The organism is Aeromicrobium duanguangcaii, from assembly GCF_024508295.1.
Lineage (GTDB): Bacteria > Actinomycetota > Actinomycetes > Propionibacteriales > Nocardioidaceae > Aeromicrobium > Aeromicrobium duanguangcaii.
This window is the reverse complement of record NZ_CP101990.1, coordinates 1,842,817-1,865,940: the sequence shown is the minus strand read 5'-3', so window position 1 is coordinate 1,865,940 and position 23,124 is coordinate 1,842,817. Positions and strand designations below refer to the sequence as shown.

Sequence of the window (23,124 nt, the reverse complement as noted above, 5' to 3'; positions counted from 1 at the left end):
TCAGAGCTCGGTGCGCCGCACCTTGCCGGTGGCGGTCCGCGGCAGTGCGGCGACCCGCTCGTACTCCTTGGGTCGCTTGGGCGGAGCGAGCATGAGGGCAGCGGCGTCGCGCAGCTCGCTCTCGGTGGCGTCACCGACGTAGGCCGCGGCCACCCGCTGGCCCCAGCGCTCGTCGGGCCGCCCGAACACGGCGACCTCGACGACGCCCGGCACCTCGACCAGCGCGGCCTCGACCTCGGCCGGGTACACGTTGACGCCACCGCTGATGATCAGATCGGTGCGGCGCGAGTCGAGGTACACGTAGCCCTCGTCGTCCACCCGGCCCAGATCGCCGACCGTGAACGCCGGTCCGTGCTCGGTGTCGCGCCAGGCCTGCGCGGTCCGCTCGGGATCGTTCCAGTAGGAGAAGCGCCCCCACGGCGGCACGGCGCACCACAGCTCGTCCTCGGCGTCGACCGCGATGACGCGGCCGGGACGGGCCCGTCCGACGGTGCCCGGGTGGTCGATCCACTCCTGCGCCGAGCACGCCGTGAACTGGCCCTCGGTCGACCCGTAGAACTCCCACACGACGTCGGTCCCGAACAGGTCGTGGACGCCGCGCCGGATGGGCTCGGGGCACGGGGCGCCGGCGTGGGCGACGAGCCGGAAGCTCGAGAGGTCGGGCGCGGGCGTCTCCTGCAGGTGTGCGAGCAGGCGCTGCAGGTGGGCCGGCACGCAGAACATCGTGGTCGGCCGCACCCGCTCGACGGCCTCACAGAAGCCCTCGGGGGTGAAGGCCGGCAGGACCGCGACCGCACCGCCGGCGAGCGCCGTGCCGAGGGCGAAGCGCAGGGGAGCGGAGTGGTAGAGCGGCGAGAGCACCAGGTTCACGTCCGTCGCCGCGAAGCCCCACAGCTCGCGCTCCTCCAGGACGGCGGCCCGGGCGTCGGCGGAGTCCCAGAAGCCCGACCACACGCCCTTCGGGCGCCCTGTGGTGCCGGAGGTGAAGTGCATCGGCCGGCAGCGCGGCTCCGGGTCGAGCTCCTCGCGGTCGTCCCCGAGCAGCTCGCTGAACGCGACGAGGGAGTCCAGGGCGACGGCGGGAGCGACGTCGGCGACGATCGGTTCGCGTTCGTGGGGCGTCAGGCGGGGGTCGAGCGGCACGGGCACGCGGCCCGTGGCGACGCAGGCCCACACCGCCGCGAGCAGCTCGATGCCGTTCGGGAGGCTGACGACGACGCGGTCGCCCTCGCCGGCCCCGAGCCGCCGCAGGCCGGCCGCAGCGCGGCACGCCAGGTCCCGCAGCTCGTGGGCCGTGGTCGCCCGCAGGATGCCCTCATCGTGTGACATCGCCCATTCCTCTCGCGTGACTCGGTCGATCTCGCTGGGATCTGAGAGGTCAGTATGGTTGACTGGCCAACGGCCGTACCCCCCGACCTCATAGGTATTGATGACCCAGACTTCCAAGCCCGGACACCGGCGCAAGCCCGTCGTCCGCGACCCTTGGTACGTCCGCGCACGCAAGCACACGGTGATCGCCACCGGCATCGCCTCGCTCGGCGTCGCGGCAGTCGCCACGCTCGGCACCTCCTCGATGACCGTCGCGGATGCGACGCACGTGTCCCACACGACGACCGAGTCCGCCGACCCCGCCCGCTCCGGTGACATCGTCACCGAGGCGCTCGACGGGGCCGCGCCGGTGCGCACGAGCCGCAGCAGCGCCGAGCGCGCGCCACTTCCCTCCGCCGTCGAGGCCGAGGCCATGATCGAGGGCTCGCTGTTCGCCCAGAAGACCGTGCCGATCCGCGCCGACGCGTCCGAGGACTCGCCCGTGCTGGCCACCATCGCCAAGGGCAAGACACTCCAGGTCACCGGCGAGACCCGCGGTGGCTGGACGCAGGTCGTGCACAACGACCTGCCGCGCTGGGTCGCGACGGAGCTCGTCGACGAGGAGGAGCCGAAGCTGGCCCCCGAGGAGGGCACGCTCTCGACCGCCCCGTGCGGCATCGGCTCCGGCGTCGAGTCCGGCCTGCAGGCCGACACCGTGCGCGTCTACCGCGCCGTCTGCGCCCGCTTCCCCCAGATCACCAGCTACGGCGGCCTCGCCGGCCGTGGCGAGCACGCCACCGGCCACTCGCTCGACATCATGGTCGGAGGCCAGCTCGGCTGGGACATCGCCGCGTTCCTGCAGGCGAACCGGACCGAGCTCGGCGTCAGCTACCTGATCTACGAGCAGCGCATCTGGACCGTCCAGCGCGGCGGCGAGGGATGGCGCGGCATGAGTGATCGCGGCGGCGCGACCGCCAACCACTTCGACCACGTCCACGTGACGACGTTCGGCAACGCCGGATCCCTGTGAGCCTGCCGATGGCGCGGCGTGTGGGCCTGACCGGCGGCATCGCGTCGGGCAAGAGCACCGTCAGCGCTCGGCTGGCCGAGCTCGGCGCCGTCGTCATCGACTACGACCGGCTGGCGCGTGAGGTCGTCGAGCCGGGCAGTCCCGCCCTGGACCTGATCGCCGAGCGTTTCGGCGCTGACGTGATCGCGCCCGACGGCACTCTCGTGCGCCCGGCGCTCGGCGCGATCGTGTTCGCCGACCCGTCGGCGCTGAAGGACCTCGAGGCCATCACCCACCCGGCGATCCGCGGCCTGGCCGCCGCGCGTGAGCAGGGCGCCGGTCCCGATGCGATCGTCGTGCACGACAACCCGCTGCTGGTCGAGATGGGCGCAGCGGCCGCCTGCGACGTCGTCATCGTCGTCGACGTGCCCGAGCAGCTCCAGGTCGACCGCATGGTTCGCGACCGCCAGATGTCGGAGCAGGACGCGCGTGCCCGCATCGCCGCGCAGGCGTCCCGCGAGCAGCGGCTGGCCGTCGCCGACGTCGTCATCGAGAACACCGGCACCCTGGAACAACTGAGCGCCCGGATCGACGAGGTCTGGAAGGACCTGGTCGAGCCGAGCGCTCGCTGAGCCGGACGCCGCTGCCTAGCGCCCGGCCGGGAAGGCCGCCTAGGCGGCCAGTTCGGGATCGGCGATCTCTCGCAATCGCGCGATCGCCTGCCGCTCCACCTGACGCACGCGCTCGGCCGAGATGCCGTGGCGCTTGCCGATGTCGGCGAGCTTCTGCTGACGGCCGTCCAGCAGGCCGTAGCGAGCCTTGACGATGTCGGCCTCACGGTCGTCGAGACGATCGACGAGGGCCAACAGCTGGTCACGGGCGTCGTGGTCGAGCATCTCCAGGTCGGGACCCGGCGAGCTGTCGCGGGCGATCAGGTCGCCCAGGCTGGTGTCGCCGTCCTCGTCCACGGGGGAGTCGAGGCTGACGTGGTCACGACCCCACGCGAGCAGGTCGATGACCCGCTCGACGTCCATGTCGAGCTCGGCGGCGATCTCGGCCGGCTCCGGGTCGTAGCCCAGCTGGCGCTCGAGGTTGCGGCGAGCGCCGGAGACCTGGTTCAGCTCCTCGACGACGTGCACGGGAAGGCGCACGACGCGAGCCTGCTGCGCGACGCCGCGGGTGATGGCCTGACGGACCCACCACGTGGCGTACGTCGAGAACTTGAAGCCCTTGGCGTAGTCGAACTTCTCGACCGCACGGATCAGGCCGGTGTTGCCCTCCTGGATGAGGTCGAGCATCGGCATCTGCGCGCGGCCGTACTTGCGCGCGATGGACACGACGAGACGCAGGTTCGCCTGGACGAACTCCTGCACGGCGCGGTCGCCCTCCTCGGCGATCCACTCCAGTTCCTCGCGCGTCGCGCGCTTCGGGGCTCCGCCCTTGGCCCGGCCGACGCGGCCGGTCTCGAGCAGATGGCGGGCGAACAGCCCGGCCTCGATCGTGCGGCTCAGCTCAACCTCGCGCTCGGCGTCGAGCAGCGGGGTGCGCGCGATCTCGGACAGGTACATGCCGACGCTGTCCTTGCCCTCGAATTCACGGTCTTCCACGGTGATCCTCCTGACGGTGGCTTCACCGGGTACAACGACGAGCAGGGCCCCGGTGTTCCGTTCTCAGGAGTTTCTTTGGTTGGCTCTGGTAACGGCGGTGGCGGTGTCGATGATCCACGCCAGCTCCCAGGCCCGCTGGTGCCAGGCGGCGTAGCGTCCGCTGACGCCGCCGTGACCCGCGGACATCTCGGTGCGCAGCAGGACCGACCGCTCGGCGCCGGTGACCTCGCGCAGTCGCGCGACCCACTTCGCCGGCTCGACGTAGAGCACGCGGGTGTCGTTGAGGGACGTCCCGGCCAGGATCGACGGGTAGTGCACGTCGGCCACGTTCTCGTACGGCGTGTACTTCTTCATGTACGCGTAGACCTCGGGATCGTGCAGCGGGTCGCCCCACTCGTCCCACTCGATGACCGTCAGCGGCAGGGACGGGTCGAGGATCGTGGTCAGCGGATCGACGAAGGGCACGTCGGCGAAGATTCCCGTGAAGGCGTCGGGGGCCAGGTTGGCGACGGCGCCCATCAGCAGGCCGCCCGCGCTGCCGCCCTCGGCGACGAGGCGGTCGGGGGAGGTCCAGGACTCGTCGGCCAGATGGCGCGCGCACGCGATGAAGTCGGTGAACGTGTTCATCTTGGCCAGCTGCTTGCCCTCGTCGTACCACCGCCGGCCGAGCTCGCCGCCGCCGCGCACGTGGGCCACGGCGTAGACGAAGCCCCGGTCGAGCAGGCTCAGGCGCGAGATCGAGAAGTCGGGGTCGAGGCTGATCTCGTACGAGCCGTAGCCGTAGATCAACGCGGGGGCCGTGCCGTCGCGCGGGGTGTCGCGGCGGCAGACGATCGACAGCGGGACCATCGCGCCGTCCTCGGCGCGCACCCAGGCCCGGTGCTGCTCGTAGTCGGCGGGGTCGAAGTCGCCCAGGACGGGCGCCCGGCGGCGCAGGATCCGCTCGCCGGTGGTCGGATCGAGGTCCCAGATCGTCGCCGGCTCGACGTAGGACGTGTAGCCGATGCGCAGGTACTTGGGGTCCCATTCGGCGTTGCCGCCGAGGCCGCACGTGAACAGCTCGGTGTCGAAGTCCAGCTCGACGGGCGCGCCGATGCCGTCGGGCCCGATCTCCATCAGGGCCAGGCGGGTCGTGGCGTCGCGCCGGTACGAGAGCACGAGGTGGCGGGCGAAGGCGTCGGCCGCCTCGAGGCGCACCTCGTCCGAGCCCGGCACGAGCACCGTGGTGGCGGTCGGGTCGTCGAGGGGAGCCAGGACGAGCTCGAAGTTCACGGCGCCGTCGTTGTGCAGGATGGCCAGCTGGTCGCGGCCTCCGACGATGACGTGCTCGACCGAGTAGTCGACGCCCTCGCGGCGCGGCCACACGACACGGAACTCGCCGGTGGGGTCGGTGGCGTCGAGCAGCCGGATCTCGCTGGTGATCTTGGAGCCGACGCCGATGATCAGGAAGCGGTCGGAGCTGCTGCGGCCGAGGCCGACGAAGAAGCGCTCGTCCGGCTCCTCGAAGACCAGCACGTCGTCCTCGGACGAGCCGAGCTCGTGCCGCCAGACGCGGTGGGGGCGCCAGGCGTCGTCGACGGTGACGTAGAAGAGGTAGCGACCGTCGGCCGACCACGTGGCGCCGGGCGCGGCACCCTCGACGACGTCGGACAGGACCTCGCCGGTCGAGAGCCGGCGCACGCGGATCGTGTACCGCTCGTCACCGGTGGTGTCGACGGACCACGCCAGCAGGTCGCCGTCGTCGGACAGGCTGAACGTGCCCAGCGAGAAGAACTCATGACCCTCGGCCTCGTCGTTGGAGTCCAGCAGCACCTCCTCGCCCGGGAGGGTCTCGCCGGGCTCGACGACGGGCGGCTCCCAGTCGTCGGGACCGGCGATCGGGACGCGGCAGCGGATCGCGTACTGGCGACCCTCGACGGTGCGCGAGTAGTACCACCAGCGGTCGTGCCGGACGGGGACCGACATGTCGCTCTCGAGCGTCCGGTCCTTGATCTCGGTGAAGATCTGCTCGCGCAGGTCGGCGAGGTGCGAGGTCGTGTCCTCGGCCCAGGCGTTCTCGGCCTCGAGGTAGGCGATCGTCTCGGGGTCGTCCTTGTCGCGCAGCCACTCGTACGGGTCGATCACGGTGTCGCCGTGGTGCGTGCGCTCGTGGGGACGGCGAGGGGCGCGGGGGACGTCGGTCATTCCTCGACCGTACCGGCCACCGGCGACGGCGACTCACGATGCCCGGGTGTCAGGGCGGGGTCGTCCGCGCGCAGGGTGCGGACCGGCCCGACGGGTGTGTGACGGGTCTCGAAGCGCACCGTCACCAGGCCGAGCCCGCGGCCCCAGACCCACCCGTCGCCGTACTCGTCGTGGTGCACGTCCATGCCGGGCGACCACTCGTGCGCGCGCGGCGGGTCGGCGGGCAGGCGGGGCGCCTCCGTCACGGACTCGGGCTCGTCGTCGGACTCCTCGGCGAACAGGTCGTCCTGGACCCAGTCGGCCAGGCCGCTGACGCCCACACCGAGCAGGCGCAGGCCGCCGCCGGTGTCGGTCGCGTCGAGCAGCCGCCGGGCGGTGGCCACGATGAGCCGGGTCTGGTCGGTCGGCCCGGGCAGGGTCGTGGACCGCGTGTGCGTCGTGAAGTCGTGATAGCGGACCTTGAGGGTGACGGTCCGGCCCGACAGTCCCGCCTTGCGCAGGCGCTCGGCCGTGCGCCGGGCCAGGGCGTCGCAGATCAGGCCCAGCTCGCCGCGGTCGACGATGTCGGTCTCGAACGTGTCCTCGGTGCTGACGGACTTGTTCTCGCGGTGCGAGCTGACCGACCGGTCGTCGATGCCGCGGGACAGCCGGTGCAGCGAGGTCCCGGCGGCCTGCCCGAGCAGGTCGACCAGCTCGGTCTCGGAATGACGCCAGACGTCGCCCACGCGGGAGATCCCGACGTGGTGCAGCCGGGCGGCGGTGGCAGGCCCGACGCCGGCGATGACGGTGACCGGCATCGGCTCCAGCAGGTCGCGCTCGGCGCCCGGCGCGACGATGAACGAGCCGTCGGGCTTGTCGATCTCGGTGGCGATCTTGGCCATGAGCTTGGACGTGGCGACCCCGACGGAGGCCGTCAGGCCGCCGGTCAGCTCGGCCACGTCGCCTCGCAGCCGGTCCACCAGGTCGGGCACGGACGCGGGGTCGAAGTCCGGATCCGCGGCGAGGTCGACGAACGCCTCGTCCAGGGACAGCGGCTCGACGGCGGGGGAGAGGCGCCGCAACCGCTCCATCACGACGGCCGACGCGGCCCGGTAGGCGTCGAAGCGGCCGGACAGGAACGCGGCGTGCGGACACCGCGAGCGCGCCTCGGCCATGCTCATCGCCGAGCGGACGCCGTAGCGGCGCGCCTCGTAGGAGGCCGTCGAGACCACGCCGCGCTGGCCGATGCCGCCGACGATCACGGGCTTGCCGCGCAGGGACGGCTTGTCGCGCTGCTCGACCGACGCGAAGAAGGCGTCCAGATCCAGGTGCAGGATCGAGGTGGTCGGACGCATGGGCCCATTGTCGCCGGTCGCGCCCACGCTCATGCTGTTCGCCCGGCGACACCGCGGCGTAACAGCCACGACACGCCGCGTCCCTAGGGTGGCGACGCCATGAAGCGACCGCCCGGTGTCCCCGCGCTCGAGCAGGCCATTGCGCACCCGCCTGCCGTGCCGCAGGTGCGCGCCGAGTCCGACCTCGTGGGACTGGACCGGCGCTCGGTGCTGGCCGGAGACCTGGCTGGGCTGTCGGTGGCCGTCATCGCCCCGGCGGCGAGCGCGCTGAGCGTCCCGTTCGTCCTCATGGGCGTCGTCGGACCCGGCGCCTGGCTCAGTGCCGTACTCGGCTTCGCGCTCGCCCTGATGCTCGCCGGCGTCTTCTCGCAGTTCGCGACCCGGATCGCCGCCGCGGGATCGATGTACACGTGGGTCACCCGGTCGCTGGGGCCGTTCCCGGGCCTCCTCGTCGGCACGTCGATGCTGCTGGGCTACGGGATCCTCGTGGCGTTCGGCGTCTCCCAGACCATCCGCAGGTCGAGCGAGGCCGTCGCCTCGACCTCGGCGGGCGAGCCCGGTGTCGGGCCCTGGCCGCAGTGGTGGATCGGCGTCGTCGCCCTGGTGTTCTGCCTCCTCGTCTCCATCCGCGGCGTCCGCGTCGCGACCCGGCTGGCGTTCGTGGTCGAGTCGGCACTGGTGATGGGACTGCTGTGCCTCGTGTCCCTCGCGATCAGCCGCGAGGGCCTGCCGTCGCCGGCCATCCTGTCCCTCGAGGGGGCCGACCCGTGGCGCATCATCCTGGGCGCCACGATCGTCCTGGGGATCACGGTGGGGTTCGAGGCGTCGGCCGCGCTGGCCAGCGAGGCCGAGCGCCCGTTCTGGAGTGTCCCGCGGGCCATGACGGGAGCCGTGCTCGTCGCGGCGGCGCTCTACGTCGTCAGCTTCCTGGCCGCCAGCACCCTGGTCCCTGCTCCCGGTCATGCACGCGGACCGGCGCAGCGCTGGTTCCCCGACACGGTGGACGCCCACGTCGCGGACGTGGTCCTCAGCTCGCTGCTGGCCGTCTCGTTCCTGGCGCTGACGCTGGGCGCCTGGAACGCCCTCGCGCGGGTCGTCTTCTCCTTCGCCCGCGAGGGCATCCTGCCGGCGGCGCTGGGCCGCACGCATCCGCGGTGGGCCTCTCCGGTCGGTGCGCTGCTCGCGATCGCCCCGTTCGCGATCGCCCCGGCCACCGTCACGTTGCTCGCCGGCCGGGAGGTGGGGCCGCTCTCGACGGCACTGCTGCAGTCCGCGGTGTTCGTCCTGTTCATCGCCTACGCCCTCGTCGCCCTGTCGCTGCCGGTGTTCCTGAGCCGCCTCGACGAGCTGACCCCCGGCCCGGTGGCCCTCGCCGTCGCGGCCGTCCTGCTGACCCTCGCGCTGGCCGTCGTCGACACCGTGCGGGACGTCCGCGACGGCGATCCCTCGGGGCTGGCGCTGGCGGGAGGCACCCTCGTCTTCGGCGGGCTGTGGTTCTGCTGGCTGAGGGCGCACCGTCGCCGGGCCCTGCGTCGCATGGGCATCCATGACGAGACCATCCGCACGGACCTGTTGGGCGCATGAGCACCGGCATGACCGATCCGTCGACCAAGGTCCCGCCCACGCCCTTCCGCGGCCGCGAGCCCGGAGCGGTGGACAACGCCTTCTCGATCCTGGAGGAGGTGGCGCGGTCGGGCGCGGGGGTGTCGGCGCGCGAGATCGCCGAGAACCTGCAGATGCCGCGTGCGACGGCGTACCGGATCCTCAAGCACCTCGTCCAGCAGGAGTACCTCGTCCGCAGCCCGGACCTGTCCGGCTTCGCGCTGGGCCAGCGCGTGCGCGACCTCGCCGGGGCGATGGGCCCGGCGAGTCCCGATCCGGAGGACTGAGCCCGGCTGGTCTCAGGGCCAGCCGAACAGGACCCGGGCCCGGATCGCCGAGAGCGGCAGGAACCCCGAGGCGCCGGTGCGCGCGTGCATGGCGCGCGAGTCGAACGAGCGGCGGCGGTTGTCGCCCAGCACCCAGGCGTGGCCGGCCGGGACGGTGACGTCGTAGGTCGTGTTCAGCAGGTCGCCGGGCGGCTCCGCCAGGTACGGCTCCTCGAGGAGGCTGCCGTTGCGCATCAGCAGCCCGCCCGGTGCACAGCAGGTGATGCGGTCGCCCGGGAGGCCGATCAGGCGCTTGACCATCGCGTCGCCGCCACCGGCGTCGGCGGCCTGTCCGGCGCGCTCGCGCTCGGCGGCGCGCCACGATGGCGGGACGTCGAACACCACGACGTCGCCGGGGCCGACCGAGCCCACGCCGATCCTCGTGGTCAGCACCGAGCTGCCGGTCGCATGGGTCGGCGCCATCGACGGCGACGTGACCGTCGCGTGCCCGACGACGCCGGTCGCGAGCGACCCGGCGACGATCGCGGCGGCCGCGGCGCCGGCCCACCAGCCCGCGTGCCGGGGACGGCTCAGGCTCAGCCGCGGGGGCACGTCGCGGGACCCTTCGGGCCGCACCGCTCGTCGAGGAGGTTCTTCATGTAGGCGATCTCGGTGGTCTGCTCGCCGATGATGTGGGTGGCGGTGCTGCGGACGAAGGCGTTGGTCTGCTCGGGCAGGTAGTCCTGCGACATCGCGATGGCGCCCTCGTGGTGCTCGATCATCGCGACGAGGAACGCCACCTCCGCCTCGGGGCGGTCGAGCGTCGCGATCTCGTCGACGCGCGCCTGCTTCAGCATGCCGGGCATCGTCCCCGTGTCGTGGTCGTGCTCCTGGCTCGCGGCGCCGGCCGAGTCCTGCCAGGCCTGGAGCCACGCCCGCATGGTCGTGATCTCGTTCTTCTGGTCCTGGATGATGAACCGCGCCGCGGAGCCGATCCGGGCGTCCACGCCGCGGTGGCTGCGCACGTTCTCGGACAGCTCGACCGCCTGGCGGTGGTGCATGATCATGTCCCGCGCGAAGGTCACGTCGGCCGCGCTCGGCGGCTCGGCCTTCTGCAGGCGGGGGAAGGTCTTCACGGTGCCCCACGGTCGCTCGACCGTCCCGCGCTGCGCGGCGGTGTCGGCGGCCTTCGTGCCGCCGAGCGCCACCTGCTGGGGCTGGGCGCCGCAGGCGGCCAGGGCCAGGGCGGCCAGGGCCAGGGCGGCCGGGCGGAGGACGTTCGTGCGCATGGGGCTCCCTCGGGGTGATGCGGTTCCACGCTGGGCGTGGGGTGGGGGACCGGGGCGCCGCCGGCGGGCGACGCCCCGGTCCGTGGATCAGCGCAAGGTCACTTCTTGACCTTGTACTTCACCGTCGTGCTGGCGGCCTTCACCGTGCTGCTGCCCGCGTAGGACACCTTCACCGTGTAGGTCTTCACCTTCTTCGGGGCCGTCCACGTCAGGTACGCCTTGCCGCCCTTGAGCGTCAGCGTGCGGACCTTGCCGTTGACCGTCACCTTGACCTTGCCCGAGACGGGCTTGCCACCGACGGTCACCGAGACGGCGACCTTGTTCTTCTTGCCCGGCTTCACCGTCGTCTTCGACAGCTTCACCGCGAGCTTCGACGCCTTCTTGACGACCGGAGCGGTCGTCGGGCGGGTCGTCGGAGCCGTGGTGGGCGCCGTGGTCGGGGCGGTGGTCGGCGCCGTCGTCGGGGCCGTGCTCGGCTCCTCGGACGGAACCGGCGGCGGGGTGCCCCACACGACCGGGGCCGATTCGGCCACGTTCGAGGGGAAGCCCGCTGCCGAGGCGTTGACCTTGACCGTGATCGACGCGTTCATGTCGGCCTCGGACAGGGTGTAGTCCTGACCGGTCGACACGGCCTCGCCGTTGCGGAACCAGGTGTACGCGTACGTCAGACGCTGAGCGGCGCTGCGCCACGTGCCCGCGCTGGCCGTCAGGGTCTTGCCGACCGCCGGCACGACCGCGGCGGTGCCGTCGGCCTTGTCGCTGATCTTCGGCGCGACCGTGTTCTCCGGCGTGCACGGCTTGGTCACCGCGTTCACCGAGGAGAACGGGCCGTTGATGCACTTGCGCGCATCCTTGACGGTCGGCTTCTGGGCGAAGAAGTCACGCGGCACCAGCTGGAACTTCTGCCAGTGGATCGGCATCGGCGACTGGTCCTCGTCCTTGTCCGTGTGGTGGAACCCGACGTTGACCCACGCGACCGGATCGGTCAGCTCGTGCGTGTCGTTCTTGACGTAGTCCAGGATGCTCTGGTTCGGGCAGCCCGCATTGAGGTTGTCCGAGCCGTACTCCTCGCACGCGCGGTAGTTCGTGAACGTCACCGACGGCGACCAGTCCGGCATCAGCAGGTTCGCCGTGTTGTTGTTCACGATCTCGTAGGAGCGGGCGTGCCCGTCCTTGTTCTTGCTGTTCGGGTTCAGGACGCGCCACCAGCTGAGCTGGTCGTGGTCCTCGTTCTCGACCGACGTGAACGCCGAGCTCTTGACGGTGCCCGTGCCCTCGACGATCGGGGCGCGCACACCGTTGCCGGGGCTGCTGAAGTCCCACTGCTCGACGGTCTGCTTCTCGCCCTTGTCGATGCCGAAGTCGACCTTGTACATGGCGTTGTGCCAGTGCGAGCCCGCGTAGGACTGGATCTCCTTGGTCGTGGTCTCACCGCCGGCCGTGGACGTCACGGTCGACTTGCCCGACAGCGGCCAGCCGGTCTTCGGGTTGTTGCCGAAGAACTGGTTCGCGCTGTCGGAGGCCCAGCCCGGGGCGATGTCGCCCGTGGCGCCGAGGCCGACCTCGATCTGGCCGTGGTCGTCGAACACGACCCGCTGCTGGTACTCGTACCAGCTGATCTTGGAGATCGACGAGACCGCGAGGGCCGTTCCCTGGTCGGCGTACAGCGTGCCGCCGCCGATCTGGGTCTCCTGCGCGTGGGTCATGAGGCCCGTCGGGTCCTCCTGCACGCAGATGCCCGGGATGGTCCGCTCGACCAGCTGGCCGCTGTACGTGAAGGACTGCTCCACGTCGAGGGCCTCGCCCGTGCACACCTCGGGACCCTGCGACTGCAGGTACTGCTTGCCGAACCCGTAGGAGGTGATGTCGTTGTACTGGACGTGACCGGTGTCGTAGGGCACGTTCAGCTGGGCGATGTTCAGCTGGTCCAGGACCCGCTTGTACCCGGCGTACTCGTACTCGCCGGTGGCCGGCTTGAACTCGATCTGCTCGAGGATGAGGCCCTTGATCGGGTGGATGCGCGCGCACATCCGCCAGCTGGAGCCGTTCTCGAGCTTCTTGGTGACGAGGCTGTCGGCACACGCCAGCGGCGTGTCCTCGGCGGCGCTCGCCGTCGAGGGCTGGGCCGAGATCAGCCCCGCCGTCATCAGTGCGGTCGCGCCGGCGGCGACGATCCGCGTCAGTGTCTTCTTGCGCATCGGACTTCTCTCCCTGCTCACTGGGTGCGGACGATCTTCTGGGTGGACAGGTTCACGACGAAGTCGAAGGTGTTGAGGTACACCCCGGATGCAGTCGAGACCATGAGCTGGGCGCAACGGTCCTCACCGCACTCCTTGCCCTTGCTCGTGGTCTTGTTGAAGACCCAGGCGCCGGCGACGTAGTCGACCTGGTCGGGATCGATGAGCGGGACGCCCATGTTCTCCTCGAACTCGGACTTGAAGGCCAGGTCGGCGTCGGACTCGACCGCGATCTTCATCGCCAGGTCCGCCTCGGTGGACGAGGTCGGCGGCTGGGCCCGGTCCGACTTCTTCGAGTCGATGACCTTGCCGGCGGCCAGATCGACGATCTGGTCGTAGGCCACGTCGTGCGTGTAGTCGTACAGGGCCACGACGGCCTTGCGGCCGCTGAAGTCCTCACCGACGTCAGGCAGATCCGCATAGAGGAACTCCGGGCCGGGCTTGCCACGGACGTCGGTGGCGTCGGAGGGGACGCTGGCGTCGGTGGAGGCCAGGTGAATGGCATAGCCGGTCTCGTCGGCCGAGAGCGCGGCGCGGCTCTGGCCGAGGGTGGGCTTCTTGGTGGGCAGTTCGCCGTCGCCGACGACGCTGAACTTCGTGCTGGTGCCGGAGTCGGTGCCGCTGACGTCCTGCTGGGCCATGACGTAGGTCGTGGCGGCAGCAGTCAGTCCGAGGGCGAGGGCAGCGACGGCGACTCTGCGTGTCCTCCAGGGCACGCGCTGTGACGCATTCACATGGTCTCCTTGTGGGGCTGGAAGTGATCGGCGCCGGAGGGACCGGAGCCGTCGGGACCGGGTGGTGCCGGTCCCTCGGTCCGCCGGCGAGGGACGGCGGGCCGAGGTCTGGGTGGGCGGCGAGCCGCCGGGGAGTCAGCGCACGGTGGCCTTCTTCGAGGTCGTCGCGCCGGCGGTCGAGGCGTCGCCGGCGTACACGACGCGGACGGTCGCCCGGCCCTTGCGCAGGCCGGTGACGGTGACGGTGCGCGTGCCCTTCTTCAAGGTCGTGCGCTTGACCTTGGTCTTGCCGCCGACCTTGACCGTGATGGTCACGCGGCCGGTCCGGGCGCCCGCGGAGGTGACCTTGGCGGTGACCTTCAGGCGACCCTTGGCCGTCGACTTCGCGGTGGCCTTGACCTTGGCGGTGGCCTTGGCGACGGTGCGGACGGCGCTCGTGGCGCTGCTCGTCCCGCCGGTGCTGGTCGCGGTCACGACCACGGCGATCCGGGTTCCGGCGTCGGCGGCCGTGAGCCGGTAGGTGCGTGCGGTCGCACGGGGGATGGTCTTGCCGTTGCGGGTCCAGCGGTACGTGTGGCGGGCCGAGGTGCTCCAGGAGCCCGTGCTCGCCGTGACGGTGCTGCCGACGCGCGGCGTGCCCGAGACGGTGGGCTTCACCGTGTTGACCGGCGCGCTGAGCACCGGGGCCGGCGTGGTGATGGGCCCGAACACCTCGGACTCGGCGATGGCCGACGTCCAGCCGGCCTTGGCCGCGACGGCGCGCACGCGCAGTCCGGAGCCGATGTCGTCGACCGTGGTGCGGTAGCTCGAGCCGCTGCCGACGACGACGTCCCCGCGCAGCCACTGCAGCGTGACGGAGGCGTCCGCGGGCGACCACGTGCCGGTGGTGGCCGTCAGCACGGAGCCCGCGACGACCGACCCGGTGATCGAGGGCTTCACGGAGTTCGCGACGACCGGGACGGCGGGGGTCCCGCCGGTGACCGGGGCGGTGGGGGTGCTCGTGGCCGATTCCTGGGCACCCTGGACGGTGGCGATGACGCGGACCGAGATCGCCTGGCCCGAGTCGACGTCACGCAGGCGGTAGGTGGACGCCGTCGCTCCATCGATCGGGGTGCCGTTGCGCAGCCACTGGTAGCCGAAGTCCACGCCGATCGTGGGGAACCAGGTGCCGCGGGCGGCCGAGAGCGTCGAGCCCACCGTGGGCGTGCCGGTGATCGTCGGCCGGACGAGGTTCTCGCTGATCTGGGTCAGGTAGGCGTCGGCGACGTAGGTCTGACCGGCCGCGAGCGAGATGGGGGTGGCGTGGTCCTGGTCGGGCTGGTTGTCGTACCACTCCTGGACCGCCTCGTTCTGGTTCTCGAACCAGATGACGTACGAGCCGGGCTCGATGCCACGGAACTCGTACGCTCCGGCGGAGGAGTCGGTCACGGTGGCCTTCACGAACTCGCCGCTCGTCTTGTAGAGCGAGACGTCGAGGCTGGGGGCGATCACATGGCCGGTCTCGAGGACGGTGCCCTTGATCACGCCGGTGGCCTCCGCGTGCGCGGCCGCGGCGGGCAGGGCCAGCGTGGTCGCGGCCACTGCTGCGGCCGTGAGGTGGGACAGGACTCGGGTGACAGTCATCGGGGAAGTTCCTTTGGCGGGGGAGTCGATTCGCGGCTCAATCTGGACGCGGCGCGTTTCGGGTGGTGTTCTCCGCGGGAACCGGATGGTTACGAGAACGGCTCGGGTGTGAAGGTGTCGCGACGGTGAATGAGACACCGAATGAGAATCTGCTGTGATTGCAGTCACGGCGCCGCGACGGACGACGCACGTCGCTCGCAGCGGGTCGGCCGCCGGGCCACCGGGGGCCGGTGACGACCGTGTAAACATCTGGTCACCGCTGCCGGAGTCGGGGTGCGCAGGTCGTACGCTGACGTCCGTGTCAGCCCCCGGAGCTCCGTTCGCGCGCCTCGTGCGCGCCGCAGCGGTGAGCCTGTGGGCGACTCTCATGGCCGTCGCCGCCCACGTGATGGGCAGCGGTGAGGCCCCGTCCGTCGTCGCGCTCGTCCCGGTCGTCGCGGCCGGTTCGGCGCTGGCCTGGTGGGCTGCCGCCCGCCGGATCGGCTTCGGGTGGGCACTCGTCCTGCTCGCCCTTCCACAGCTCGGGGTCCACCTGGTGTCCGGTTACGTGCACGGTCACCAGGTCGTGCCGGCGACGCCGGCGATGCTCGCCGCGCACCTCGCGGGCCTCGTGGTGGTGGCCGTCGGCATCGATGCCGCCGAGCGGCTCTGGTGGTCGTGGTGGGCGCGGGTCTCGTTCGTCCTGCGTCCCGTGCGGCTGTCCCGCCGGCCGGTGTCGGCTCCCGTCCCTCGCCGTGGCGCCGAGCCGGTGCTGCGGACCGATCTTCTCGACCACGCCCTGGTGCGGCGCGGCCCTCCCTTCTCCCGGGTCGACCTCGCCCCGGTCGCCGGCGCCTGCCGGTGATCCAGTCCCGCCCGTCCGGGCGGTCCCGAACCAGGAGAAGAACATGTCCTTCGCTCATCACGCTGCCCGCACGGCGGCGCTCACCCTCGGCTCCTCGGCCCTCGTCGTCGCCGCGGCGGGTGCCGCCTCGGCCCACGTCTCGGTCACCCCGTCGTCGACGGCCGCCGGGTCGTACGCGGTCCTGACCTTCTCGGTCGGCCACGGGTGCGGCACCTCGCCGACGACCCGACTCGCCGTCCAGCTGCCCGAGCAGGTGCTGTCCGTCACCCCCACGGTGAACCCGAACTGGACCGTCGAGAAGACGATGGAGAAGCTCGAGTCGCCCGCCTCCGACGGCCACGGCAGCGAGCAGACCGAGCGGGTCGCCGAGGTCGTCTACACGGCGCGGACGCCGCTGGCCGACGGCCTGCGCGACACCATCGCGCTGCAGCTGCCGCTGCCCGAGAAGGAGGGCGAGAAGCTCGTCTTCCCGGTCATCCAGACCTGCGAGGAGGGTGAGACCGCGTGGACCCAGACCTACGAGGAGGGTCAGGACGAGCCCGAGTCGCCGGCTCCCTTCGTCGTGACGACCGCGGCCGAGGGCGACGGCCACGGTCACGGCGACGCGAAGGCGCAGGACGAGCCCGCTGAGGCGGGCACCGGCTCCGACGCCCTGGGCTGGACCGGCGTCGCGCTCGGCGCCCTCGGACTGGTCGCCGGCGGTGTCGCACTCGGACGGACGCGGAACCGCGGGTGAACCACCCCGCTCCGGCCCGGAGGGCACGGCTCACCGCCGTGCTCTCCGGGCTCCTCCTGCTCGTCGTGATGTGGCCCGCTGCGGCGTTCGGCCACGCCTCGCCGATCGGGAGCACCCCCGCCGACGGTCAGGTCCTGACCACGCCGCCGAGTCAGCTGACGGTGACGTTCACCGAGCCGGTCACGCTGGGCGGCACGGGCAACGCGGTCCTGGACGCGACGGGGAAGCCGACCGAGGCGGAGTTCTCCGTCAGTGACCGAGTCCTGACGATCCGGCCCGCGCAGCCCCTGCCGCGGGGTACCCACGTCGTGACGTGGCGCGTCGTGTCGGCGGACTCCCACCCCGTGACGGGTGGCTTCACGTTCGCGGTGGGGCAGGCCACCCCCGGAGCGATCGGGGTCCCGGACTCGCAGGCCGAGCGCGAGCTCTCCGTGGTGCGCACGACGGTCGAGGCGCTGCGGTACGCGGGCGTCCTCGGCCTGGCCGGGATCGTGGTGTTCTTCCTGTTCATCGCCCCCACGCCGGTGCGCCGGCAGCCGCTGGTCGAGCGCCGCACCCGTGCGGCGACCCCAGGTGTTCGCCGGGCTCGCCGCGGTCTCGACGCTCCTGCTCGCGCCCCTGACCTCCTCCTGGGAGTCCGGCCGGACCCTCGCCTCGGCGTGGGGTCCCGAGGCGTGGCGTGACGGGCTCACGTCCTCGGCGGGCCTGGCCGTGCTGATGGTGGCTCTCGGTGTCGCCCTCGCGCTCGTGGGCCGGCGGCGTCGGCCGGTCATCGCGGCAGCGGGCGTGGCGCTGGCCGTCGCCTCGCTGCTGCCGGTGGGCCACACCCGCAGCTACGGGCCGTCCTGGCTCGTGCTGGCTGCCGATCTGGTCCATGTGAGCGCCGCAGCCGTGTGGTGGGGCGGGCTCGTGGGCCTGGCCGTCGTCCTGGCCGCGGGCTCCGCTCTGCGGGTCGGCGACCGCGTCACGACGATCGCGCGGTTCTCGGCCGTCGCCGGCCTCGTGCTGGTGGCGCTCGTCGCAGCCGGGATCGTCCTCTACTGGCGGGTGGCCGACTCGTTGCCCGCGCTGTGGCAGACCGGCTACGGCCGAGCCGTGCTGGTGAAGGCGCTCTTGCTGCTGCCGGTCGTCGCGGTGGCCGCGTGGAACCGCTTCGTCCTGGTCCGTCGCCTGGCCGGCCGCGAGGCCGGGGACGCGACCACCGTCCTGCGCCGCACCGTGACCTTCGAGGTGCTGGTCGTCGCCGGCGTGCTGATGGCCACGGGCGTGCTCGTGGGCCAGACGCCGCCCGCGCGTGCCGACACGATCGTCACGGACGTGTCGACGGTGCAGCGCCTCGAGCTCGACCTCGACGACTCCCACCGGGTGACCGTCGTGGTCACCCCGGCCCGGCGCGGGACCAACGCGATCCAGGTCTCGCTGACGGACTCGGACGGCGCCGTGGTGGACGTCGCGGATGCGCCCCGTCTTCAACTGGCCCTGGCGGAGGCCGAGGTGGGCCCCCTCAACCGGACGCTGACGAAGACCCGGGCCGGGCACTGGCAGACCACCGCCGACCTCCCGCTCGCCGGGGCGTGGCGGGTGTCGGTCGCGGTGCGGATCGATCGATACACGGAGCCCGTCGTCTCGGGAGAGGTGGAGATCCCATGAGCTCTCGCACGGTGCGCCGGCTCGCGAGCGTGCTCGTCGCCCTGCCGCTCGTGCTGTTCGCGGGCGCGTCTCCCGCGACGGCCGACGCGACGGTCGACGCCGTCGTGCCCCAGGGGGACGGGACCGTCGTCCTGGTCGTCGCGGTCGAGGACGGGTGCGGCGAGGCCCCGACGACCGGGCTGACACTGCAGGTCCCGGAGAGCTCGGCGGTGATCAGCGCGACCGCGCCCGACGGCTGGGACGGCGTCCTGGACGGTCGGCGCGTCGACTTCACCGGCCCGGGGCTGCCGCCGCGGCAGGTGGCCGAGTTCCTCCTCACGTCGCGGATCGGCGCGGCGGCGGGGGAGCGGGTCACGCTCGTGGCCGAGCAGCGATGCGGTGACGGTATGTCCGGTTCCCGGTCCACCCCGGACTTCACGGCCTCCGCCGAGACGGTCGACCCGGCGATGACGGTGACGGTGCCGCAGGACGTCCCGGCCGGGGCGGACGGACGCGATGTCGTGGTCGCGGTGGTGGGCTTCACGCTGCTGGTGGCCGCCACCGCGTGGTGGGGAGCTCGCCGGCGCCGTCGCGTCGGCTGACGGTCCACAACGCGGGAGCCGGGTCGGGCCTCGTCCACAGTGGGCCGCCGGTGGCTTCTGCCCGGGTCCCGCGAGGGCGAGGCTCGGGGCATGACCGACGACGACATGTTCCGGGTCGACTCCTTCGACGACCTCATGAACGCCCTGCCCACGCTGTTCGGCTTCGTGCCCCGCGAGTGCGTGATCGGCCTGGCGGTGTCCGGGCCGACGTGCCGGTTCGGGTTCCGCCTGCGCCACGACCTGCCGCTGCCCGGCGACGAGGAGGCCCTCGCGGCCGGGCTCGCCGAGCACCTCGTGCGCCACGGACGGGAGGGATTCTTCCTGTTCGCCCTGTCCGACAACGTCGAGCGGGCGCGTCTCATGGTCACGGCCCTGCGTGACGCACTGCCCCCGGGTCGCGCGTGGCTGGTGCTGTGGGCCGACGACCGCCGGGTCTGGTCCGCGACGCCGGGCCACCCCGCCGAGGGGGAGCCCTACGCCCTCGACCGTCACCACGAGGCGATCGTCCGCGCCGTCGCCCAGGGTCAGGTGATCCTGGCCGACCGGTCCGCGCTCGCGGACGAGGTGGCGCCGCCGGCCGAGCAGGACGAGGAACGACTCGATCGTGCCCACGACGCCGCGTTGGAGCGCTTCCTCGAACGCGCCACGACGACCGCCCCGGCGAGCTTCCTCGCGTCCGAGCGCGAGCGGGTCGCCCGGCTCGTCGAACGAGGCCTCGACGGGGCGGACCTCGGGGAGGCGGATCTGGTCGAGCTCGCGGTCCTGACGTCGTCGATGAACGTGCGGGACGCCGTGTGGGTGGGGATCGGCCGGGCCAACGCGCGCGGGATGCACCGGCTCTGGGCGGCGGTCTCGCGTGTGGCGTCACCGGACTTCGCGCCGGCGCCGTTGTGCCTCGCGGGATTCGCCGCCTGGCAGATGGGCGACGGCGCGCGCGCCCTCGTCGCGCTGGACCGCGCACTGCGTCTGGAGCCTCGATATCGCATGGGTCTGCTGCTCCAGGACGTGCTCGAGGCGGGCGTCCATCCTGACCGGTGGGCTCAGGCTGATGTGACGGCCTGATCCGTCCTAGGGTGTCTCCATGGGACAAGACGTCGAAGCCCGCGAGTTCACCGGTGAGGACCGCGCACGCTACCGCGCGAAGGTGCGCCGGAACCTCGATGTGCTGGCCGCGATGCTGGGGCAACAGGACTTCTCGGTGCCCGATCCCCACGTCGGGATCGAGATCGAGTTCAACCTGATCGACGAGCTCGGCGACCCCGCCCTGCGCAACTCCGAGACGCTCGACGTGATCGCGACCGAGGACTTCCAGACCGAGCTCGGGCAGTTCAACGTCGAGATCAACGTCCCGCCCTCCCCGGTGGCGGGCGGCGGACTGGCCTCGATGGCCGACCGGATGCGCGACGACCTCAACACCGCCCAGGACAAGGCGCGCGGCATCGGCACCGAGATGCTGATGATCGGCATCCTGCCCAGCCTGGACTCGCAGCACCTCACGCGTGAGGCGATCTCGACCAATCCGCGCTACCACCTGTTGTCCGACCAGATCCTGACCGCGCGCGGCGAGGACATCCACATCGTCATCAACGGCGTCCAGCGCCTGCGCACGACGATCGACACGATCATCGCCGAGGCCGCGTGCACCAGCACGCAACTGCACCTGCAGGTCGAGCCCGACGAGTTCGCCCCGACCTGGAACGCGGCCCAGGCGATCGCCGGCGTGCAGATCGCCGTGGGCGCCAACTCGCCGTTCTTCCTGGGCAAGCGGCTGTGGCACGAGACGCGCATCGCCCTGTTCGAGCAGGCGACCGACACCCGCACCGCCGAGCTGAAGGTCCAGGGCGTCCGCCCCCGGGTGTGGTTCGGCGAGCGCTGGATCACCTCGGTGTTCGACCTGTTCGAGGAGAACTCGCGGTACTTCCCGGCGTTGCTGCCGATCGTCGAGGACGAGGACCCCGTGGCCGAGATCGAGGCGGGCCGGATCCCGGCGCTGCCCGAGCTGCGGCTGCACAACGGCACGATCTGGCGCTGGAACCGGCCGATCTACGACGTGGTCGACGGCAAGCCGCACCTGCGGGTCGAGAACCGGCTGCTGCCGGCCGGCCCCACCGTCAAGGACACGGTCGCGAATGCCGCGCTGTTCTACGGTCTCGTGACGGCGCTGACCGAGCAGGAGAGGCCGGTCTGGAGCCAGCTGCCCTTCAAGGCCGCCGAGCAGGGGTTCCACGATGCGGCCGTCGCCGGGATCGAGGCAGAGGCGTTCTGGCCCGGCATCGGGACCGTGCCGGTGCGCCAGCTGGTCCTGGAACACCTCCTGCCCCTGGCCCACGTGGGGCTCGAGAAGCGCGGGGTCGACGGGGCCGTGATCGATGAGTTCCTGCAGATCATCGAGCGCCGCTGCGTCACCGGGCGCAACGGCTCGACGTGGATGATCGAGCAGTTCGACCGGCTGCACGCGCGCGGATCCGATGTCTCGGACTCGATGCGCGCGCTGACCCGGCGTTACGCCGAGCACATGAGCGAGGGCGAGCCGGTGCACTCCTGGCCCGTCCACTGAACCGATTCGAGGACGTGTGGGGGGCCGTGGCACACTGGTGCCAGAGGTTGACCGCAGGCCTCATTGTCATGCCCGAAACGACGTTGTGAGGTTGATGTCCCGGTGACTCGTGCCGCCCAGACCGCAAAGGCAGCGACCGCGAAGAAGGCGCCCGCGAAGGCGGCCAAGAAGACCCCCGGCGCCGCAGGCGACGACGACGCGGGCTCCGTGGTGAAGAAGGCGGCGGCCAAGAAGGCCCCCGCGAAGAAGGCCCCGGCCAAGAAGGCGCCCGCCAAGAGGGCCGCTGCAAAGAAGATCTCCGAGGAGGTCGTGCTCGGCGACGCGATCGACCTGGCCGACGTGCTGGAGAAGCCCGCCCCGGCGGTGGACGCCGACGGCAAGAAGGTGCTCCCCGACATCGCCGACGAGGTGTTCGAGAAGGACCTCGCGTCCGACCCGACGATCAAGGCCGACGAGGAAGCCAGCTTCACGCTCTCCAGCGCCGACGACACCGACGAGCCCGCGGTCCAGGTGACCGTCGCCGGCGCGACGGCCGACCCGGTCAAGGACTACCTGAAGCTGATCGGCAAGGTCGCGCTGCTGACCGCCGCCGAGGAGGTCGAGCTGGCCAAGCGCATCGAGGCGGGCCTGTTCGCCGAGGAGAAGCTGGCCAAGTCCAAGCGCGTCAACGACAAGCTCCGCGAGGAGCTCGAGTGGATCATCGTCGACGGCCGCCGCGCCAAGAACCACCTGCTCGAGGCCAACCTGCGACTCGTCGTCTCGCTGGCCAAGCGCTACACCGGCCGCGGCATGCTGTTCCTGGACCTGATCCAGGAGGGCAACCTCGGTCTGATCCGCGCCGTCGAGAAGTTCGACTACACCAAGGGCTTCAAGTTCTCGACGTACGCCACGTGGTGGATCCGTCAGGCCATCACGCGCGCCATGGCCGACCAGGCCCGCACCATCCGCATCCCGGTGCACATGGTCGAGGTCATCAACAAGCTGGCTCGTGTCCAGCGTCAGATGCTGCAGGACCTCGGTCGCGAGCCCACCCCCGAGGAACTGGCCATCGAGCTGGACATGACGCCCGAGAAGGTCGTCGAGGTCCAGAAGTACGGTCGCGAGCCGATCAGCCTCCACACCCCCTTGGGTGAGGACGGCGACAGCGAGTTCGGCGACCTGATCGAGGACTCCGAGGCGATCGTCCCGGCCGACGCCGTGTCGTTCACCCTGCTGCAGGAGCAGCTGCACGCGGTCCTGGACACGCTCAGCGAGCGCGAGTCCGGTGTCGTGTCGATGCGCTTCGGCCTGACCGACGGTCAGCCCAAGACGCTCGACGAGATCGGCAAGGTCTACGGCGTCACGCGCGAGCGCATCCGCCAGATCGAGTCCAAGACGATGAGCAAGCTGCGTCACCCGTCGCGCTCGCAGGTGCTGCGCGACTACCTCGACTGAGTCGAGTCGGATCCACCGAGCCGGCCCGCGACCTCACGGTCGCGGGCCGACTCGCGTCCGGGACCGGGCACCGCCGCACCGGCCGACGCCGCGGTGCCCGGGAGCCCCGCGAGCATGGGTTAGTCTGGG

21 protein-coding genes are annotated in these 23,124 nt (G+C 71.7%); 12 read left to right on the top strand and 9 right to left on the bottom strand.

The window, feature by feature from the left end:
* A complete protein-coding gene (locus NP095_RS09210; RefSeq protein ID WP_256765984.1) occupies positions 1–1,329 on the bottom strand; it encodes a class I adenylate-forming enzyme family protein in 1,329 nt (442 codons plus the stop codon).
* Positions 1,330–1,429: 100 nt separating this feature from the next.
* On the opposite strand from NP095_RS09210, the gene NP095_RS09205 reads away from it, so the two are divergent.
* A complete protein-coding gene (locus NP095_RS09205) occupies positions 1,430–2,338 on the top strand; it encodes an SH3 domain-containing protein (RefSeq protein WP_256765983.1) in 909 nt (302 codons plus the stop codon).
* An 8-nt stretch (positions 2,339–2,346) separates the two neighbouring features.
* Positions 2,347–2,949 carry a dephospho-CoA kinase gene (gene coaE / locus NP095_RS09200; RefSeq protein ID WP_256765982.1) on the top strand — a complete coding sequence of 201 codons (603 nt, stop codon included), beginning with the start codon at positions 2,347–2,349 and terminating at the stop codon, positions 2,947–2,949.
* 39 nt (positions 2,950–2,988) lie between these two features.
* Here coaE and NP095_RS09195 read toward each other — a convergent pair whose 3' ends face one another.
* From NP095_RS09195 to NP095_RS09185, 3 genes are all read right to left on the bottom strand, one after another.
* Entirely contained in the window at positions 2,989–3,885 is an 897-nt protein-coding gene (locus NP095_RS09195; protein ID WP_249378489.1) for a sigma-70 family RNA polymerase sigma factor, read from the bottom strand.
* Between the two features lie 102 nt (positions 3,886–3,987).
* Entirely contained in the window at positions 3,988–6,108 is a 2,121-nt protein-coding gene (locus NP095_RS09190) for a S9 family peptidase (protein WP_256765981.1), read from the bottom strand.
* The gene (locus NP095_RS09185) at positions 6,105–7,442 is read right to left on the bottom strand and encodes a DNA polymerase IV (protein ID WP_256765980.1); all 1,338 of its coding nucleotides are present in this window, start codon (positions 7,440–7,442) and stop codon (positions 6,105–6,107) included. Before NP095_RS09185 ends, NP095_RS09190 begins: the two co-directional genes overlap by 4 nt.
* A gap of 99 nt (positions 7,443–7,541) precedes the next feature.
* Between NP095_RS09185 and NP095_RS09180 the strand changes: the two genes are divergently transcribed.
* Together NP095_RS09180 and NP095_RS09175 are read left to right on the top strand one after the other, a co-directional pair.
* Positions 7,542–9,026: an APC family permease gene (locus NP095_RS09180; RefSeq protein WP_256765979.1), complete on the top strand. Its 1,485-nt coding sequence runs from the start codon at positions 7,542–7,544 to the stop codon at positions 9,024–9,026.
* 8 nt (positions 9,027–9,034) lie between these two features.
* Complete coding sequence (locus NP095_RS09175) at positions 9,035–9,331, top strand: helix-turn-helix domain-containing protein (protein WP_256765978.1); 297 nt, start codon at positions 9,035–9,037, stop codon at positions 9,329–9,331.
* Between the two features lie 12 nt (positions 9,332–9,343).
* On the opposite strand, the gene lepB is transcribed toward NP095_RS09175, so the two are convergent.
* The 5 genes from lepB to NP095_RS09150 form a co-directional block, all read right to left on the bottom strand.
* Entirely contained in the window at positions 9,344–9,922 is a 579-nt protein-coding gene (gene lepB / locus NP095_RS09170) for a signal peptidase I (protein WP_256765977.1), read from the bottom strand.
* Positions 9,907–10,599: a DUF305 domain-containing protein gene (locus NP095_RS09165; RefSeq protein ID WP_256765976.1), complete on the bottom strand. Its 693-nt coding sequence runs from the start codon at positions 10,597–10,599 to the stop codon at positions 9,907–9,909. The genes lepB and NP095_RS09165 overlap by 16 nt, the downstream gene beginning before the upstream one ends.
* Positions 10,600–10,697: 98 nt before the next feature.
* Complete coding sequence (locus NP095_RS09160; RefSeq protein WP_249378325.1) at positions 10,698–12,797, bottom strand: copper amine oxidase; 2,100 nt, start codon at positions 12,795–12,797, stop codon at positions 10,698–10,700.
* Positions 12,798–12,814: 17 nt separating this feature from the next.
* Positions 12,815–13,570: a hypothetical protein gene (locus tag NP095_RS09155; protein WP_249378324.1), complete on the bottom strand. Its 756-nt coding sequence runs from the start codon at positions 13,568–13,570 to the stop codon at positions 12,815–12,817.
* A 135-nt stretch (positions 13,571–13,705) separates the two neighbouring features.
* Complete coding sequence (locus tag NP095_RS09150) at positions 13,706–15,193, bottom strand: hypothetical protein (RefSeq protein ID WP_256765975.1); 1,488 nt, start codon at positions 15,191–15,193, stop codon at positions 13,706–13,708.
* Between the two features lie 298 nt (positions 15,194–15,491).
* On the opposite strand from NP095_RS09150, the gene NP095_RS09145 reads away from it, so the two are divergent.
* The 8 genes from NP095_RS09145 to NP095_RS09110 all read left to right on the top strand — a co-directional run bounded on the left by NP095_RS09145 (position 15,492) and on the right by NP095_RS09110 (position 22,995).
* Complete coding sequence (locus NP095_RS09145) at positions 15,492–16,037, top strand: hypothetical protein (protein WP_249378322.1); 546 nt, start codon at positions 15,492–15,494, stop codon at positions 16,035–16,037.
* Between the two features lie 43 nt (positions 16,038–16,080).
* Positions 16,081–16,773 (top strand): YcnI family copper-binding membrane protein, encoded by a 693-nt coding sequence (locus tag NP095_RS09140; RefSeq protein ID WP_256765974.1) that lies wholly within the window; start codon positions 16,081–16,083, stop codon positions 16,771–16,773.
* A gap of 38 nt (positions 16,774–16,811) precedes the next feature.
* Positions 16,812–17,456, top strand: coding sequence for a copper resistance CopC family protein (locus NP095_RS09135; RefSeq protein WP_256765973.1), 645 nt, complete (start codon positions 16,812–16,814; stop codon positions 17,454–17,456).
* 34 nt (positions 17,457–17,490) lie between these two features.
* Positions 17,491–18,423: a copper resistance D family protein gene (locus NP095_RS09130; protein ID WP_256766141.1), complete on the top strand. Its 933-nt coding sequence runs from the start codon at positions 17,491–17,493 to the stop codon at positions 18,421–18,423.
* On the top strand, positions 18,420–19,004 hold the full coding sequence (locus tag NP095_RS09125; RefSeq protein ID WP_249378319.1) for a hypothetical protein: 585 nt from the start codon (positions 18,420–18,422) through the stop codon (positions 19,002–19,004). Before NP095_RS09130 ends, NP095_RS09125 begins: the two co-directional genes overlap by 4 nt.
* Positions 19,005–19,094: 90 nt before the next feature.
* Positions 19,095–20,066, top strand: a complete 972-nt coding sequence (locus NP095_RS09120; protein WP_249378318.1) for a DUF4192 domain-containing protein — start codon at positions 19,095–19,097, stop codon at positions 20,064–20,066.
* Positions 20,067–20,085: 19 nt separating this feature from the next.
* Complete coding sequence (locus NP095_RS09115) at positions 20,086–21,561, top strand: glutamate-cysteine ligase family protein (RefSeq protein WP_249378317.1); 1,476 nt, start codon at positions 20,086–20,088, stop codon at positions 21,559–21,561.
* Between the two features lie 102 nt (positions 21,562–21,663).
* On the top strand, positions 21,664–22,995 hold the full coding sequence (locus NP095_RS09110; RefSeq protein ID WP_249378316.1) for an RNA polymerase sigma factor: 1,332 nt from the start codon (positions 21,664–21,666) through the stop codon (positions 22,993–22,995).
* Positions 22,996–23,124 lie beyond the last annotated feature (129 nt).